The sequence below is a fragment of the Variovorax boronicumulans genome (genome assembly GCF_019352895.1).
In the GTDB taxonomy this organism is placed as follows: Bacteria; Pseudomonadota; Gammaproteobacteria; order Burkholderiales; family Burkholderiaceae_C; genus Variovorax; species Variovorax boronicumulans_A.
Genome location: NZ_JAAAFX010000004.1, coordinates 303,115 through 319,626, shown reverse-complemented (window position 1 = coordinate 319,626; position 16,512 = coordinate 303,115). Strand labels below are relative to the sequence as shown.

Below are 16,512 nucleotides of genomic sequence, written 5' to 3'. Positions count from 1 at the left end.
ACCCCGCGGTCGGCAGCCACCGAGGAGACCTCCGCATGACCCCCAAACCACAAGAACCCAAGGGCCCGCTGTCGGCCGAGCTGCTGGCCGAACTGGCCACCTTCGACACGCCGACCATCTGCAACGCACTGGAGGTGATCGCGCCCGAGCGCCGCAGCGTGGGCTTCACCACCGAGGGACTGAACTGCCTCTATCCGGAGCTGCGGCCGATGGTGGGCTATGCGCGCACCGCCACCATGCGCTCGATCCATCCGCTGCGCCAGACGCCGGAGGAGGGCGGCAAGCGGACGATGGACTACTACACCTACATCGCCGAAGGCGGTCCACGCCCTTCGGTCTGCATCATTCAGGACCTGGACGCCGGACGCGCCGGCTTCGGCTCCTTCTGGGGCGAAGTCAACACCACCATCCACAAGGGCTTCGGCTGCCAGGGCGTCGTGACCGACGGCAGCGTGCGCGACGTCGACACCAACGCGCCGGGTTTCCAGATGCTGTGCCGCATGGTCGTGCCCTCGCATGCCCACTACCACATCGTCGACTTCGGCAGCACGGTTTCGGTGGCCGGCGCCTACATCGCACACAACGACCTGGTGCACGCCGACCGCCACGGTGCCGTCGTGATCCCAGTCGAGCACGCGGCGCGCATTCCCGAGGTGGTGGCCGCGCTCACGCGCCGCGAGGCGGTGATCATCGCTGCGGCCCGGCGGCCCGACTTCAGCATCGAGACCTTGCGGCGCGCCGTCGGCGACGCACGCAACATGCATTGATGAGCGCTCGAAGCCAGCGCGCGGCGCCGCTGCGCATCGTCGACGCCCACCATCATCTGTGGGACCCGGCCGAGGGGCGCCATCCCTGGATGCGCGCCGGCGTGACGAAGTTCATGGGTGACACCGCGCCGGTGTGCCATCGCTACGAGGTGCAGGACCTGCAGGCCGAGGCTCGGGCCGCGGAACCCGTGCCGATCGAACTCCTGGGCTCGGTGCACCTGCAGTGCGGACGCAATCCGCAGGACCCGGTCGAGGAGAGCGCCTGGGTGCAGCAGCAGGCCGATCGCAGCGGTTTGCCGATCGCGATCGTCGGCTATGCGAGCCTGGCAGATCCGCAACTCGATGCGCTGCTGGCCCGGCATGCGGCGGCGGCACCCGGCTTTCGCGGCGTGCGCCAGATGCTCAACTGGGGCGACCAGGACCGCATGCGCCTGTGCGAGCGCGGCGACTGGCTCAGCGACGCGGCCTGGCAGCGCGGCTTTGCGCTGCTCGGCGAGCGCGGCCTGTCCTTCGACCTGCAGGTCAATCCCTGGCAGCTCACGGCCGCCGCCCGCGTGGCCGAACGCCATCCCGGCACGGCGGTCGTCGTCAACCATGCGGGCCTGCCCTTCGACTACCGTGGCCAGGGCCTGATCGAATGGCAGAACGGCATGCGCCACCTGGCGGCACTGCCCTCGGTCAGCGTCAAGTTCTCCGGACTCGGCATGGTCGACCCGCACTGGAGCGCGGCCAGCGTGCGCCGGGTCTTCGATTTCCTGCTGGCGCACTTCGGTGTGGCGCGCATGATGTTCGCCTCCAACTTCCCGATCGACCGTCTCTACAGAAGCTACGGCCAGGTCTTCCAGAGCTACGGCGAACTGTGCGCCGGCCTTGACCCCACGGCGCGCGAAGCGCTTTTCAGCGGTACCGCGTCACGCGTCTACCGCCTCGACACTGGAGCACCCGCGCAATGAGCGACATGGCCCTCTACCCCTCCCTGCGGCAACGCACGGTCTTCATCAGCGGCGGCGGCAGCGGCATCGGTGCGAGCCTGGTCGAGCACTTCGCACGGCAGGGCGCACGCGTCGGCTTCGTCGACATCGCGGCCGAGCCCTCGCACGCGCTGTGCGACCGGCTCGCGGCCGAGGGCCTGCAGCGCCCGCACTTCGAGCCTTGCGACGTCTCGGACATCGCGGCGCTGCAGGCGGCGATCGCGGCGGTGGCGGCCGCGTTCGGCGACGTCGACGTGCTGATCAACAACGCGGCCAACGACGAGCGCCACGCGCTGGGCGCGCTCACGCCCGAGCGCTGGCAACAGCTGATGGATGTCAACCTGCGGCACCATGCGTTTGCCGCGCAGGCCGTGATCGACGGCATGCGGCGCAAGGGCCGCGGTTCGATCATCAACATGAGCTCGGTGACCTGGCTCAAGGGTACGCCTGGCCTGCCGGCCTATGTCGCGGCCAAGGCCGCGATCGTCGGCCTGACCAAGGCGTTGGCGCGCGAGTTCGGCAGCGACGGCGTCCGGGTCAATGCGCTGCTGCCGGGCTGGATCATGACCGAGCGGCAGGTCACGCGCTGGCTCACGCCCGAGGCCGAGGCGCGGCTGATGCAGAACCAGTGCCTCAAGGAGAAGCTCTATCCCGAGGACATCGCGCGCATGGCGCTGTTCCTCGCAGCCGACGACAGCCGGCTGATCAGCGCGCAAAGCTTCATCGTCGACGGCGGCGCGACCTGAACGGGCCGCCCCGTTGCGGGGCCGCCTTGATCACACCACGCCGACTGCTTCCGGCAACTCGGCCGCCAGGTGACAGGCGACGCGGTGCGAGCCGGGGAGGCCCGCATCGCGCCGCTCGGCCAGCGCCGGCACCGTGCTTCGGCACACATCCTGCGCGTAGGGGCAGCGCGGGTTGAAGGCGCAGCCCGGAGGCGGCGAGACGGGATTGGGCAGATCGCCCAGGATGTCCAGCTCACGCCGGCGGCGCGTGGGGTCGGGCCGCGGAATCGATTCGAGCAGCGCGCGCGTGTAAGGGTGCTGCGGGTGGCGGAAGATCTGCTCGACCGGACCGTACTCCACGATGCGGCCCAGGTAGACGATCGCCACCTGGTCGCAGACGTGCTCGATGATCGCCAGGTCGTGCGAGATGATCACGTAGCTCAGGCCGAACTCGCGCCGCAGGTCGGCCATCAGGTTCAGGATCTGCGCGCGCACCGATACGTCGAGCGCGCTCACGGGTTCGTCGGCCACCACCAGCCTGGGGTTCAGCGCCAACGCGCGCGCCAGCCCGATGCGCTGGCGCTGGCCGCCAGAGAACTGGTGCGGGAACTGCCGGGCCTGGGCGCGCGACAGTCCGACCTTCTCGAGCAGCGCCAGGGCCCGCGCATCGGCCTCTGCGCGCGTCATGCGGCCCAGCGCATCGAGCGGTTCGCGCACGAGTTCGATGGCGCGCAGCCGCGGGTCGAGCGAGGCATAGGGGTCCTGGAACACGAACTGCATGTCGCGGCGCGCCTCGCGCAGTTCGCGGCCCTGGATGTGCGTGATGTCGCGTCCGCGCAGCGTGATCCGGCCCTCGGTCGGCTCGTGCAGGCGCAGGATGCAGCGCGCCAGCGTGGTCTTGCCGCAGCCGCTCTCACCCACGATGCCCAGGGTGTCGCCCTGGCGCAGCGAGAAGCTCACGTCATTGACCGCGTGCACGTACTGGCGCGGCTGCAGAAAGCCGCGGCTGCGCACGGGATAGCGCATGCTCAGCCGGTCGATCTCGAGCAGCATCTCGCGCGCGTCGCCTTCGACGGGCGCTGCGCCGTGCGGCAGGGCATCGGCGCGGGGCTGGGAAGCGGTCGGGTGGTTCATCGGAAGTCCTCGGAGGTCAGGGCGTGCGGTGTGGGCGAACGCACCCAGCAGGCGGCCGCGTGGGCGCCGTCGCCCGGGACGTGCATCAATGGCGGCACAGCCTGCGTGCAGCGCGGCTCTGCAAAGCCGCAGCGCGGCGCGAAGCGGCAGCCGGCGCTCAGCACGCCGATGCCCGGCACGCTGCCCGGGATCTCGGGCAGCCGCTGCACGCCGTTGCGCCAGCGCGCGCCCAGGCGCGGCACCGAGGCCAGCAGGCCTTCGGTGTAGGGGTGGCGCGGCTGCGCGAACACCGCGCCAACCTCTCCGGTCTCGGCGATGCGCCCGCCATACATCACGGCCACGCGGTCCGCGTACTGCGCCACCACGCCCATGTCGTGCGTGATCAGGATCACCGACAGCCCGAGCTCGCGCCGCAGCCCGTCGATCAGGTTCAGCACCTGGGCCTGGATGGTCACGTCGAGTGCGGTGGTCGGCTCGTCGGCGATCAGCACCTCGGGCGTGTAGGCCAGCGCCATCGCGATCATCGCGCGCTGGCGCATGCCGCCGCTGATCTCGTGCGGATAGCGCCGCAGGATGCCCTCGGGGTCGGGGATGCGCACCAGCCTGAGCAGCTCGAGCACCCGCTTGCGCGTGGCTGCACCGGCGCCGTCGCCGTGCGCGACGAAGACCTCGCCGATCTGGTCGCCGATGGTGTAGCAGGGGTTGAGCGCCGACAGCGGCTCCTGGAAGATCATCGAGATGCGGCGTCCGCGGATCTCGCGCATCCGGGCGTCGGCCTCGCTCGCCAGGTCCATGCCGTCGAACAGCACCTGGCCGCCGGTCACGCGGCCGGCCTGAGGGTCGATCAGTCGCAGCAGCGACAGCGCCGTCACGCTCTTGCCCGAGCCCGACTCGCCGACCAGGCCGAGGATCTCGCCGCGCCGCAGCGCGAAGGACACGCCGTCGACCGCACGTCGCGCGTTGGCGCCCCGGCCGAAAGTGGTGACCAGTTCGCGCACCTCGAGCACGTTCTCGTCGGCCATGTTCTCGCGGCTCATGTTTGCACCCCCCGCAGGCGTGGATCGAGGATGTCGCGCAGCGCGTCCCCCAGCAGGTTGAAGCCGATCAGCGTCATCGTGAGCATCAGGCCGGGAAAGGTCGTGAGCCAAGGCGCGCCGAGAATGTTGCTTCGCCCCTCGGACAGCATGTTGCCCCACGAGGGCTCGGGCGGCGTGACGCCGACGCCGAGGAAGGACAGCCCGGCCTCGATCAGGATCGCGTCGGCCATGAACACCGTGCAGGTGACGATGATCTGGGCGGTCGCATTGGGCAGCAGGTGGCGCACGATGATGCGGTAGGGTGTCTGGCCCGAGGCCCGGGCCGCCTCGACATAGTCGAGTTCGCGCAGCGCCATGGTCTCGGCGCGCACCACGCGCGCGAAACGCGGCACGAACAGCAGGCTGATGGTCAGGATCAGGTTCATCAGGCTCGGGCCCAGGGCCGCCACCAGCGCCAGGGCCAGCACCACGATCGGGAAGCTCAGCAGCACGTCGATCGGCCGCATCAGCACCACGTCGACCCAGCCGCGGAAGAAGCCCGCGGCCAGGCCGATCGCCGAGCCGATCACGCAGCCGATGGCCACGCTGGCAAAGCCGATCATCAGCGAGGGGCGTGCGCCCCAGATCATGCGCGACAGGATGTCGCGGCCGAAGAAGTCGGTGCCCAGCCAGTTAGCGGGCGAAGGCGGCATCACGCTGACGGCGGGATCGAGCGCCAGAGGGTCGAAGGGTGCGAGCAGCGGCGCGCACAGCGCCGTGAGCAGGATCAGCAGAACCAGCGCAGCGCCGGCCAGAGCCTTGGGGCTCTTGAGAAAAGGGGACATGGGCAGCCTCAGACGCGAATGCGCGGGTTCAACGCACCGTACAGCGCATCGGTCAGGAAGTTCGTCAGGATGAAGAGACCGGCGAAGACCGCGACCGCGGCCTGCACCTGCGGATAGTCGCGCTGCAGGATGGCGTCCCAGATCATGGTGCCGACGCCGGGCCGCGCGAACACCACCTCGACGATCACCGCGCCGCCGAGCAGTTGCCCGACCGTCAGGCCGAGCACGGTGATCACCGACAGCAGCGCGTTGCGCAGCGCATGGCGCACCACCACCACGCGTTCGGGCAGGCCCTTGGCGCGCGCAGTGCGCACGTAGTCGCGGCTCAGGGTCTCGAGCATGCTCGAGCGCGTGAGCCGGGTCGACAGCCCGAGAAAGCCGGCCGCCAGCGTGGCCGCGGGCAGCGCGATGTGGTGCAGCTGCGAGAGCAGTCCGCCGCCGTCGGCGCCACCATAGATCGGGAACCAGTCGAGCCAGTACGAGAACACCAGCAGCAGGATCAGGCCGAGCCAGAACTGCGGCATCGAAATCAGCAGGAACACCAGGACCGACACGCCGTAGTCGACCCAGCTGTCGCGCTTGACCGCGCTGATCGTGCCGGCCGGGATGCTGACCACCACGACCAGCGTGATGGCCGCTGCACAGAGCCCCAGCGTCGAGGGCAGCGCCTCCAGCACCCGGCCCAGCGCCGGCGTCTTGGTGGTGATCGACAGGCCCCAGTCGCCGCGCAGGAAGTCGGCCATGAAGTGCCCGTACTGCACCAGCAGCGAACGGTCGAGCCCGAGCTGCTGGCGCACGCGCTCGAGGTCGGCGCCGGTCGCGTCGGCCCCCAACATGGCCTGCGCCGGGTCGCCCGGGATCATGCGCAGGATCAGGAACAGCACGGTGATGGCGCCGAGCAGCGTCGGCACCGCCTGCAACAGGAATCGCAATACGAACTTCATGCGCGGCGGGGTTATTTCTGGATGTAGGCCGCTTCGAGCAGCGGTGCGTTCTCGGGCACGCGGTACAGGCCCAGGTCCTTGACGTACTTCTGCACCACGTGGGTGTTGAGCTCGAGCGTGATCGGGATCGACGGGCTGTCTTCTGCGATGCGCTGGATGGCCTCGGTGTAGAGCGCGGCGCGCTGCTTGTCGTCGAAGGTCACACGGGCCTTGTCGATCAGGTCGTCCACGCCCGCGTAGAAGGCGCAGTTGGTGCCCTTGGGCGGCTTGTTGCTCGAGTGGTAGCTCGAGAACAGGAACGCGTCGGCTGTAGGCGCGCGGAAGTGCGCGTTCCAGATCAGGTCATGCTCGCCCTGGCCCAGCGCGCGGAACCAGGTGGGCCGGTCGATCATCTTGAGCGCCAGCGTGATGCCGGCTGCCTTGAGCTGCGCCTGCAGCATCACGGCCTCGCGCTGGTAGTCGGTGGGAATCGTCAGCGTGCAGCTCAGGTTGGCAACGCCCGCGTCGGCCAGCATCTTGCGCGCCTTGGCCGGGTCGTGCTCGTACTTGCGCACGCTCTCGGTGTAGCCCTCGACGCCCGGTGGCACCACGGTGTCGATCACACGACCGCGCTGCGCATACACCGCCTGCACGATCGCCTTCTTGTCGATCGCATGCTGGAAGGCCTGACGCACTTCCTTGCGGTCGAACGGCGCCTTGGTGGTGTTGAAGGTCAGCAGGAACAGTCCGGTCGAGACATCGGAGACCTTCACGTCGGCCTTGGGGTTGCGCGCGTAGCGGTCGATGTTCTCGCGCTCCTTGACCGCCACGATGTCGAGCTGGCCGCGGTCGAAGGCCAGCGTCGCGGTGCTGGACTCGCGGATGATCTTGAACGAGATGCGGTCGAGCTTGGGCTTGGGGCCGAAGTACTCGTCGTTGCGCTTGAGCACGACCTCCTGGTCGAGCACCGCCTTCTCGACCACGAAGGGGCCGGTGCCGATGATCTGCTTGGCATAGTCGGCACCCTGGGCCTTGGCCGCGGCCTCGCTCATCAGGAAGCCGCCGCGGAAGGTGGCCATCGCGTGCGGGAACACGGCCGACGGCGCCTTCAGCGTGAACTTCACCGTGTGGTCGTCGACCACGTCGACCGAGGCGATCTCCTGCAGCTGGCCTGCGTTGCGCGACTTGGTCTCGGGGTTCAGGATGCGTTCGACCGACCACTTCACGTCGCGCGCGGTGAAGGGGCCGAAGCCGCCGTGCCATTTCACGTCCTTGCGCAGCTTGAACACATAGACCTTACCGCCGTCGCGTACCTCGAAGCCGGTCGCGAGGTCGGGCACCAGGTCGAACTTCGGGCCCGGCACGTAGCGCATCAGCGCGTTGCTGATCAGGATCGCGATCCGGCCTTCGTCGCCAGCCGAGGTCTGGTGCGCGGGGTCGAGCGAGTTGAGTGCGTTGCTCTGGATGCGCAGATGCTGCTCGTCGGCCGCTGCCGCCTGCCAGGCGGGAAGGCCGGTGGCGGCCACCGCGGCCGATGCCTTGAGCACGTCTCTGCGATTCAAACTGGACATGTTGTCTCCTCTTCGGGTTTAATCAATTGGTAAGTGCAATTACTAATTGAAGCGTAGTGAACCCTTCATCGGCTGTCAAGGCAGCCGATACTTACTTGACGGAAGGTCGTGCGTGCACTCCCTTTTTGGGCCGAGCCAGCGGGCTCAGGTCTTCTTCCACGCCCATCATCTGGCGCAGCAGATTCATCAGGGTCTTCTGCTCGGCCGGCGTGAGCCGCGCGAGCAGCGTCTTCTGCGCCTGCCGCACGGTCTGCTGCATCTCGACCAGCAGGGCCATGCCTTCCTCGCTCAGGAAGAGGGCGCGCGCACGCCCGTCCTGGGCGGATTGCTCGCGCCGCACCAGGCCGCGCCCGACCAGCCGGGTGACGATGCTGCCAGTCGTGACCTTGTCGAGCGCGACCAGTCCGGCCAGCGTGACCTGGTCTATACCAGGATGCTTGAACAGCGCCGTCATCACCACGTGCTGCGGCGCGGTAATGGAGAAGGGGGCTGCCTTGGTTTCGAAGATCGCCACCGACATCTGGTGTGCGCGGCGGATCAGGTGGCCGGGTTTCTCCAGCAGATCTGCGATGACTTGCGATCTTTTCTTCATGAGGATGTCTGTGCTTTCGCCGCCGCTTTGGAACAACGGAGTCTGCCAGAAGCCAGATGCGCGGCCACATCGGGAAACATGAAGAAGAGTGCATCAGGGACGCGCTCCTACGTCTGTGAAAGCGCCGAGATTCGCCTCGAGGAAGAGTGCAAGAAAGTGGGCAAGCAAGCTGTCGTCGCTGCCCAGATGGAACACCTGCGTGAAGTGGTTGTGGTCCGGCACCAGGCAGAACGCCGGCAGGCGCTTGCGGCGCGCCTCGATGTGCCGCAGCAGCGTGAGCGCCTGTGCATGGAAACCGTCGGGGTCTTCCTCGGCCACGGTCAGCAGCAGTGGCAGCTCGGCCTCGGCCAGGCCATCCGCCGAGGAGCGCGCCGCATGGTGGGCCGGGTCGCCGCCGTAGTAGGCCTGCACCGATGGGCGCGAGCCCATCGCGGGAATGTCGTAGATGCCCGAGAGCAGCACCGCGCCGCGCAGGCGCCGGTAGCCGGCGCTATGCCGGCCGCGGTGTGCAATGTAGCCGGCCACATGCGCCGCGCCGGCCGAGTGGCCCGCGAGCACGATGCGCGAGGCGTCGAGGCCCAGTGCCTGCGCCTGCGCGCCGAGCCAGTCGATGGCGCGTGCGATGTCCTCGGCGGCCGAGGGCCAGCCGTGCTCGGGGGCCAGCCGGTAGTTGATGTTGACGGCGGCCAGTCCGCGGGCCGCGGCCCAGTGGCCCACGTTGTCGTACAGGTGGCTGCCCGCGCGGTGCTTGTCGCCGTCGGTGAAGCCGCCGCCGTGCACGAAGAGGAACACCGCGGGCGGCGCCGTGCCGCCTGTCCCTGGCGGCAGGAACAGATCGAGCCGGTGCCGGGCATGCTCGCCATAGGCGAGGTCGCGCCGCACCTTGGTGTCGGCACGCACCGCGCGCAGCGCGGCGTCGGCCCACAGCGCCTCGCTGGCGGCCACGGCCTCGGGCGTCAGGGCGCGCCCGATGGCCCTGAGTTCTTGTCTTCGGAAAGCGCGTTCGTTCATGGTGGAACCCCCGGTGGACTTCTCTTGACAGCGTTCGAGAACATCGGTTTAAATTATAAACATAGACATCTATGTATTTCCAGATCCCAGGCCGAATCCATCGGCCGGGCGGGCTGCAAGGAGACCTGCACATGAGAACAAGCCGTCCCTACATCGTCGCCATCGGCGGCACCACACGCCAGGGCTCTTCCACCGAGCGGGCGTTGCGCCATGCGCTGGCGTCCATCGATGCCGACGGCGTGCTGTTGTGCGGCGCCGACCTCGACCTGCCGCTGTACGCGCCCCACAACCCGGTGCGCACGCCCGCGGTCGAGCGCCTGCTGCACGAGTTGCGCCGCGCCGACGGCGTGCTGATCGGCTCGCCGGGCTACCACGGCGGCATGTCGGGTGTGATCAAGAACGTGCTGGACCACACCGAGCACATGCGCGACGACGACCGTCCCTACCTGAGCGGCCGCGCGGTCGGCTGCATCGCGACCGCCAACGGCTGGCAGGCCGCGGTCATGACGCTGAGCGCGATGCGCGACGTGGTGCATGCGCTGCGCGGCTGGCCCACGCCGCTGGGCGTCTGCGTGGCCGGCAACGAGCCCGCATTCGCGCTCGACGGCCGCTGCCTGCTGCCGCAGGTCGACGCGCAACTGTCGACGATGGCGCACGAAGTCGTCGAGTTCGCCATGTTGCAGCGCGCCGAACACGCCGAGCCGATGCTTTGAATCAATCGCAACGAGGAGCAAAACCCATGAGCCACCCATCCCCCACCACCCCGACCGTGCTGCTGTTGCACGGCTCCGACGGCAGCGAGAGCCTGGCCGCGCTGCGGGAAGCGCTGTCGCTCCACGCGAATTGCCTGTTGCCGGTGCACCCCGGCTTCGGCGGCTCGGCCGTGCCGGCTTGGCTCGACAACGTGGCCGACCTGGCGAACTTCTACCTCGAGTTCATCGAGCAGCAGGCGCTGAAGAACGTGCACCTGGTCGGCGTCGACCTGGGGGGCTGGATCGCCGCCGAGATGGCGGTGCGCCAGAGCGCGGCGCTGGCTTCGCTCACGCTGGTCAGCGCGCTCGGCATCCATGTAGAGGGCGTGCCGGTGGTCGACGTGTTCCTGCGCACCGACGAACAGCTGATCGTCGACTCCTTCCACAGCGCCGCGCTGGCCGAGCGCCTGGCGCAGGCGCCGCGCACCGGCGAGCAGGATGAGGTCGCGATCAAGAACAAGGAGATCACGGCGCGCCTGACCTGGCAGCCGCGCGGCCACGATCCGCACATGGCCAAGTGGCTGCATCGCATCGGCGTGCCGACGCAGGTGGTCTGGGGTGCGCAGGACCGCATCCTGCCGCTGGCCTATGGCGAAGCCTGGTGCGCGCAGATCCGCGGCGCGAAGCTCGTCACGCTGGCCGACTGTGGCCACGCACCGCAGACCGAGAAGCCGACCGAACTCGCCGCTGCCATCGCCCAGTTCACATCCTCTGCACGGAGCCACGCATGAAATTCTTCAACTTCCACCTGATGCCTTACCGCCATGTCGATCTGGCGGCCATCGAGCGCAACCAGTCGGCCTGGGTGACCTTCTCGAACAGCAACTTCGATCCCGAACTGGGCGCCGAGCTCTACCACGAGTACCTCGACCAGATGGAGTACGCGGATCGCCTGGGCTTCGACGGCGTCTGCCTCAACGAGCACCACCAGACTGCCTACGGCCTGATGCCGACGCCGGGCGTGCTGGCCGGCGCGCTGGCGCGCAGCGTGAAGCGGGCGAAGATCGCGATCCTCGGGCGCGCGCTGCCCCTGCTCAACAACCCCTTGAGCGTGGCCGAGGAATTCGCGATGCTCGACAACCTGACGCGCGGACGCTTCATCGCTGGTTTCGTGCGCGGCATCGGCGCCGAATACCACGCGATGGGCATCAACCCGGCCGAATCGCAGGCGCGCTTCGCCGAGGCGCACGACCTGATCATCCGGGCCTGGACAGAGCCGGGCCCGTTCTCGTACCACGGCAAGTACTACCAGTTCAAGTACGTCAACACCTGGCCGCGGCCCTACCAGAATCCGCACCCGCCGGTTTGGGTGCCCTCGCAGGGCTCGAGCAGCACCATCGAATGGGCCGCGCGCCTGCGCTACACCTACTGCCAAACGCTGAGCCCGATCGACACCGTCGCCAAGTTCTTCGACATGTACCGTGAGCAGGCGCGCAAGGCGGGCTACGAGGCCAGCAACGAGCAGCTCGCATGGTCGAACTGCATCTACGTGGCAGAGACCGACGAGCAGGCGATCCGCGAGGCGCGTCCGCACCTGGAGGCGCTGGTCGGCACGCTGCTCAAGATGCCGATGGAGATGCTGCTGCCGCCGGGCTACACCAACATCGAGGCCATGAAGCGCATCAAGGCCACGCGCGCCGGCGGCTTCAACAAGAAGCCGCAGACCATCGAGGACCTGATGAAGGCCGGCGTGGTGATCGTCGGCAGCCCGTCGACCGTGCGCGAGAAGCTCGCCGAGTACGAGGCCAAGGCCGGCTTCGGCACCGTGCTGACCAAGACCCAGTTCGGGACGTTGCCCGACGACATGACCCGTGCCAACATGGCGGCGATCGCCCAGGAGATCATTCCGCATTTCCGCGACGTCGCTGCGGCGCCCGCGACCACCGCAGCCGCCTGAGCCGGCGGCGGTTGATTCAGGAAGACCACAGGAGACACACCGTGCGCTTACGCTGGAAGATTCTTGCCATGCTGCCTTTGGTGGCATCGATGGGGCTGGTCCTGCCGGCGGGGGCGCAGACCTACCCGGACAAGCCGGTCCGGATGGTGCTGCCGTTCCCGCCGGGCGGCTCGGCCGATTTCATCGCGCGGCTGCTGGCCGAGCAGATGCGCGGCAAGACCGGCCAGACCTTCGTCGTCGACAACCGACCGGGCGCCTCGGGCAACCTCGCGACCAGCCATGTCGCGAAGTCGGCCAATGACGGCTACACGCTGCTGGTCGGCGTGACCGGCGCGCTGGCGATCAACCCGACGCTCTACCGCGACCTCGACTACGTGCCCGAGAAGGACTTCGCCGCGATCTCGATGATCGCGCAGGCGCCGGTGGTGATCGTGGCCAGCCCGGAATCCGGCGTGAGCACGCTCAGGCAGATGGTCGACCGTGCGCGCGCCGCGCCGGCCCGCTATTCGTATGCGACCAACGGTGTGGGCACCAGTCACCACCTGGCCGGCGAGATGTTCAAGAGCGTCGCCGGGATCGACATCGTGAACGTGCCCTACAAGGGCACGCCCGGTGCGTTGCAGGACATCGTCGGTGGCCGCATCGAGTTCGGCTTCATGGACCTCACGGCCTCGCTGCCGCTGATCGCCTCAGGCCGGATCAAGGCGCTGGCGACCACCGGCGCCGCGCGTTCGGCCGCGCTGCCCGAGGTGCCCACGGTCGCCGAGTCGGGCTTCCCGAGCTACGACGCGGTCACCTGGATCGCGCTGTTCGCGCCCAAGGGCACGAAGGCGGAGGATGTGCGTCTGCTGTCGACGAAGGTCAACGAGGTGCTCAACGACCCCGAGGTGCGGCGCAAGGGCGTGGCGCAGGGGCTCGACGTGGCGGGCAGCACGCCGGCGGCGCTGCAGAAGTTCCTGGCCGACGAGTCGGTCAAGTGGCGCCGCGTCGTGACGGACGCGAAGATCAAGATCGACTAGGCGTGGACACGGGCTTCAGTGCCCGTCCTCCGTGCCCGTGCCTCAGCGCCCGTTCTCCAGGTTCTGCGTCATCCTGGCGCAGACCCGCAGGAAGCTCTGGATCTCTTCATCGCTCAGGCCTTCGATCGCCTGCTCGTAGACCGTGTGCGCATGCAGCGTCATGAGCTTGAGCATGGCCTCGCCGTGCGGCGTGAGCGTCACGAACTTGCGGCGCGCGTCCTTGTCGTCGGTCTTGCGTGCGATCAGGCCGCTTTTCTCCATTCGGTTCAATGTCACGGCCATCGACGGCTGCTCGATGCCGCACAGCCGCGACAGCTCGATCTGCGTCGACACCTGGAGTTCGTTGAGGCAGCGCAACACCGGGTACTGCGCCGGCATCACGCCGTGCGCTGCGGTCTTCTTCGCCAGCCCCCAGACGATGCGCCGCGACAGGGTGCTGACGACGAAGCCCAGGCCCGGCGCACGCACCGGGTTGGCGGCGGGCTTCGGGGCGTCTGCACGCGGTTTGCTCATGGTCTGGGTTCCGGAAGAAGGGCTGACGCCGGCTCGGTATCCGAACGTCGGGTTGCACGCTGAAGTCTAGCCTCGAAGCGCGGGCCGGGCGCCTCAGCGCACGGTCTTGACGCGCCGCTTGTTGGCCAGGTCGTTGGCCCGGTCGATGACGTGCGGGTGCGTGAGCGACACGTCGCGCGCGAGCAGCACGCGGAACTCCGAGAAGCCCAGACAGCCCACCGACCGGCACAGCCGCGTCACGGTGACATCGCGCAGCGCCGCGGCCTTCGACGCCGATGCGCACGCGGTTTACCGACAGGCCATGCAACGGCAGGCCGCGTTGGACGCATTGCTGCGCGAGGGTACTTTCTAGAGGGGTCGCCGGGCCATGGGGCTTCTGGAGGGGGCCTTTATCCGGTGTGCCGGGCAGGGTGCTCGGAAGGCGATTTCGGCAGCACTGCTGCGGCTCCGGCTACACTCCGCGCCGCATTGCAGCCGTATCAGGCCTTGCGGCCGTTGAAAGAAACGGCCAACTCATCTTAGGAAAATTCAGTGAACCGTATCGAACTCGTCGAGAAAATCGCCACCGCCCACAACACCAGCAAGGCCGAAGCGGCCCGCATCCTGGAGACCATCACCGGTGCCATCGTCGCCGCGGTCAAGAAGGGCGACCCGGTCCAGATCGTGGGCTTCGGCACCTTCAAGCAAGTCGCACGCGCTGCACGTTCGGGCTTCAACCCGCAAGCCGGCACGAAGATCAAGATCGCCGCCCAGAAGGTGCCGAAGTTCGTTCCGGGCGCTGCCTTCAAGGCCGCCATCGACCCCAAGGCTGCCAAGCGCAAGGCCGACAAGGTCGCCGCCGTGAAGCCGGCTGCCGCCCCCAAGAAGGCTGCCGTGGCTGCCAAGCCCGCTGCGAAGCCGGCCGCCAAGCCTGCTGCCGCACCCGTGGCGAAGAAGGCTGCTGCCGCTCCGGCCAAGGCACCTGCCAAGGCTCCGGTGAAGGCTGCCGCACCTGCCAAGGCTCCGGCCAAGGCCGCTGCTGCACCCGCCAAGGCACCGGCCAAGAAGGCTGCCGCCAAGAAGTAATTGCTGTTCGCAGCATGATGGACGACGGCCCTTCGGGGCCGTTTTCTTTGGGCCCACCGATCGCGATGTGAAGCCCGCGCAGTTGCCAGCCGAGGTGCAATGCCTGGATAATGCGAGCCATCCAGGAGAAGCGACGGCCCCCACAGGGTCGTTCTACCGAAGGCGCATCCCCGAAACGCTCAGGTCCCGTACTGGATTCATCATCAAACTGGAGAGTGCTGCCGGCGTCATGCCGAGCCGCCGCCGAAGGTGCAAACCGCGTCGCAGGGCACGGTGAATCTCTCAGGCACAAAGGACAGTGGGGCCGACGACCAATCATGGTCGCCGGCCCTTTTTCTTTTGTGTTTTCGAGTTTGGAGATGATGATGAAAGTGATCGTGATGGGTGCCGGCGTGATCGGCGTCGCCACCGCCTGGTACCTGCGGCAGGCCGGCCATGAAGTGACCGTGCTGGAGCGCAACGCCGGCGCGGCGCGCGAGACCAGCTTCGGCAACGGCGGCCAGATCTCGGTGAGCCATGCCGAACCCTGGGCCAATCCCTCGGCGCCGTTCAAGCTGCTCAAGTGGCTGGGCCGGGAAGATGCGCCGCTGCTGTTCCGGCTGCGCGCCGACCCCGCGCAATGGATGTGGGGCCTCAAGTTCCTGGGCGAATGCGGCGCGAAGCGCTCGACCCGCAACATGGTGCAGCTGCTCAACCTGGGCACCTACAGCCGCGACAGCCTGCAGCAGCTGCGCCGCGACACCGGCATCGAATACGACCACCTGACGAAGGGCATCCTGCACTTCTATACCAGCCAGAAGGAGTTCGACCTGGCGCTCGAGCCGGCGCGCATCATGCGCGAGCTGGGCTGCGAGCGGCAGGTGATCGACGCCGACGAGGTGGTGCGCATCGACCCGGCCATGGCCGCGATCCGCCCGCGGCTGGCCGGCGCCACCTACACCAGCGCCGACGAATCGGGCGACGTGCACAAGTTCACCACCGGCCTGGCGCAGAAGGCGGCCGAGCAGGGCGTGCAGTTCCGCTACGGCGTGCGCATCCAGCGGCTGCGCACCGAGGGCGGCGCGATGCGCGGCGTCGAGATCGCCAGCGAGAGCGGCATGTACGAGGTGGTGCAGGGCGATGCCTATGTGCTCGCGCTGGGCAGCTTCAGTGCGCAACTCGCGCGCGGCGCGGGCGTGCCGCTCGACATCTACCCGGCCAAGGGCTACTCGGCGACGCTGCCGATCCTCGATGCCGCCAAGGCGCCCAGCGTGAGCCTGACCGACGACGAGCACAAGCTGGTCTTCTCGCGCTTCGGCGACCGGCTGCGCATCGCGGGCACGGCCGAGCTCAACGGCTACGACCTGTCGCTGAACCCGGTGCGCTGCGAGGCCATCGTGCGCCGCACGCTCGAGATCTTCCCGGGCGTGAGCCGGCCCGAGCTCGCGAGCTACTGGGCCGGGCTGCGCCCCGCGACGCCGGGCAACGTGCCCTACATCGGCCGCAGCCGGGTGGAGGGGCTGTTCCTCAACACCGGCCACGGCACGCTGGGCTGGACGCACGGCTGTGGCTCGGGCCGCGCGCTGGCCGAGCTGATGTCGGGCCGGCGGCCCGAGGTCGACTTCGCCTTCTGCGGGCCGACCCCCGCGCGGGCCGCCGTCTCGACCCTGCTGGCGCCGGATCGGCGCGGCCGCGCGGCCTGAGCCATCTCGGCGCGAGATGCGCGCTTCGC

17 protein-coding genes, 1 pseudogene and 1 riboswitch are annotated in these 16,512 nt (G+C 68.5%); of the genes and pseudogenes, 9 read left to right on the top strand and 9 right to left on the bottom strand.

Annotated elements, in window-relative coordinates:
• Positions 1–35 precede the first annotated feature (35 nt).
• From K0H49_RS03180 to K0H49_RS03170, 3 genes are read left to right on the top strand one after another with little or no spacing between them, the layout of a single operon-like run.
• On the top strand, positions 36–767 hold the full coding sequence (locus tag K0H49_RS03180) for an RraA family protein (RefSeq protein WP_219209693.1): 732 nt from the start codon (positions 36–38) through the stop codon (positions 765–767).
• Positions 767–1,720, top strand: a complete 954-nt coding sequence (locus K0H49_RS03175; RefSeq protein ID WP_219209692.1) for an amidohydrolase family protein — start codon at positions 767–769, stop codon at positions 1,718–1,720. The genes K0H49_RS03180 and K0H49_RS03175 overlap by 1 nt, the downstream gene beginning before the upstream one ends.
• Positions 1,717–2,484 (top strand): SDR family NAD(P)-dependent oxidoreductase, encoded by a 768-nt coding sequence (locus K0H49_RS03170; RefSeq protein ID WP_219209691.1) that lies wholly within the window; start codon positions 1,717–1,719, stop codon positions 2,482–2,484. The genes K0H49_RS03175 and K0H49_RS03170 overlap by 4 nt, the downstream gene beginning before the upstream one ends.
• Positions 2,485–2,514: 30 nt before the next feature.
• Here the strand turns inward: K0H49_RS03170 and K0H49_RS03165 are convergent, their stop codons facing one another.
• The 7 genes from K0H49_RS03165 to K0H49_RS03135 form a co-directional block, all read right to left on the bottom strand.
• Positions 2,515–3,597: an ABC transporter ATP-binding protein gene (locus tag K0H49_RS03165; RefSeq protein WP_257624571.1), complete on the bottom strand. Its 1,083-nt coding sequence runs from the start codon at positions 3,595–3,597 to the stop codon at positions 2,515–2,517.
• Positions 3,594–4,634: an ABC transporter ATP-binding protein gene (locus K0H49_RS03160; RefSeq protein ID WP_219209690.1), complete on the bottom strand. Its 1,041-nt coding sequence runs from the start codon at positions 4,632–4,634 to the stop codon at positions 3,594–3,596. Before K0H49_RS03160 ends, K0H49_RS03165 begins: the two co-directional genes overlap by 4 nt.
• Complete coding sequence (locus K0H49_RS03155) at positions 4,631–5,458, bottom strand: ABC transporter permease (protein WP_219209689.1); 828 nt, start codon at positions 5,456–5,458, stop codon at positions 4,631–4,633. The genes K0H49_RS03160 and K0H49_RS03155 overlap by 4 nt, the downstream gene beginning before the upstream one ends.
• Before the next feature lie 8 nt (positions 5,459–5,466).
• Positions 5,467–6,402, bottom strand: a complete 936-nt coding sequence (locus K0H49_RS03150; protein WP_219209688.1) for an ABC transporter permease — start codon at positions 6,400–6,402, stop codon at positions 5,467–5,469.
• Between the two features lie 11 nt (positions 6,403–6,413).
• Positions 6,414–7,952, bottom strand: coding sequence for an ABC transporter substrate-binding protein (locus K0H49_RS03145; protein ID WP_219209687.1), 1,539 nt, complete (start codon positions 7,950–7,952; stop codon positions 6,414–6,416).
• Between the two features lie 91 nt (positions 7,953–8,043).
• A complete protein-coding gene (locus tag K0H49_RS03140) occupies positions 8,044–8,544 on the bottom strand; it encodes a MarR family winged helix-turn-helix transcriptional regulator (protein WP_219209686.1) in 501 nt (166 codons plus the stop codon).
• A gap of 93 nt (positions 8,545–8,637) precedes the next feature.
• Complete coding sequence (locus K0H49_RS03135) at positions 8,638–9,555, bottom strand: alpha/beta hydrolase (protein WP_219209685.1); 918 nt, start codon at positions 9,553–9,555, stop codon at positions 8,638–8,640.
• Positions 9,556–9,686: 131 nt separating this feature from the next.
• Here K0H49_RS03135 and K0H49_RS03130 point away from each other — a divergent pair, with 131 nt between their 5' ends.
• The 4 genes from K0H49_RS03130 (at position 9,687) to K0H49_RS03115 (ending at position 13,223) form a co-directional block, all read left to right on the top strand.
• Positions 9,687–10,268: an NADPH-dependent FMN reductase gene (locus K0H49_RS03130; RefSeq protein ID WP_219209684.1), complete on the top strand. Its 582-nt coding sequence runs from the start codon at positions 9,687–9,689 to the stop codon at positions 10,266–10,268.
• Positions 10,269–10,294: 26 nt separating this feature from the next.
• Complete coding sequence (locus K0H49_RS03125; RefSeq protein ID WP_219209683.1) at positions 10,295–11,038, top strand: alpha/beta fold hydrolase; 744 nt, start codon at positions 10,295–10,297, stop codon at positions 11,036–11,038.
• Positions 11,035–12,204: an LLM class flavin-dependent oxidoreductase gene (locus tag K0H49_RS03120; protein WP_219209682.1), complete on the top strand. Its 1,170-nt coding sequence runs from the start codon at positions 11,035–11,037 to the stop codon at positions 12,202–12,204. Before K0H49_RS03125 ends, K0H49_RS03120 begins: the two co-directional genes overlap by 4 nt.
• Before the next feature lie 68 nt (positions 12,205–12,272).
• Positions 12,273–13,223: a Bug family tripartite tricarboxylate transporter substrate binding protein gene (locus K0H49_RS03115; RefSeq protein WP_219209681.1), complete on the top strand. Its 951-nt coding sequence runs from the start codon at positions 12,273–12,275 to the stop codon at positions 13,221–13,223.
• 42 nt (positions 13,224–13,265) lie between these two features.
• Here K0H49_RS03115 and K0H49_RS03110 read toward each other — a convergent pair whose 3' ends face one another.
• Positions 13,266–13,736 carry a MarR family winged helix-turn-helix transcriptional regulator gene (locus tag K0H49_RS03110; protein ID WP_219209680.1) on the bottom strand — a complete coding sequence of 157 codons (471 nt, stop codon included), beginning with the start codon at positions 13,734–13,736 and terminating at the stop codon, positions 13,266–13,268.
• A 93-nt stretch (positions 13,737–13,829) separates the two neighbouring features.
• Positions 13,830–14,000, bottom strand: a pseudogene (locus tag K0H49_RS03105) (hypothetical protein); the annotation flags it as partial.
• Positions 14,001–14,267: 267 nt separating this feature from the next.
• On the opposite strand from K0H49_RS03105, the gene K0H49_RS03100 reads away from it, so the two are divergent.
• Both K0H49_RS03100 and K0H49_RS03095 read left to right on the top strand, forming a co-directional pair.
• Positions 14,268–14,801: an HU family DNA-binding protein gene (locus K0H49_RS03100; RefSeq protein WP_219209678.1), complete on the top strand. Its 534-nt coding sequence runs from the start codon at positions 14,268–14,270 to the stop codon at positions 14,799–14,801.
• Positions 14,802–14,999: 198 nt separating this feature from the next.
• Positions 15,000–15,110: riboswitch (glycine riboswitch) on the top strand.
• A 56-nt stretch (positions 15,111–15,166) separates the two neighbouring features.
• The gene (locus K0H49_RS03095; RefSeq protein ID WP_219212988.1) at positions 15,167–16,483 is read left to right on the top strand and encodes a D-amino acid dehydrogenase; all 1,317 of its coding nucleotides are present in this window, start codon (positions 15,167–15,169) and stop codon (positions 16,481–16,483) included.
• Positions 16,484–16,512: the final 29 nt, after the last annotated feature.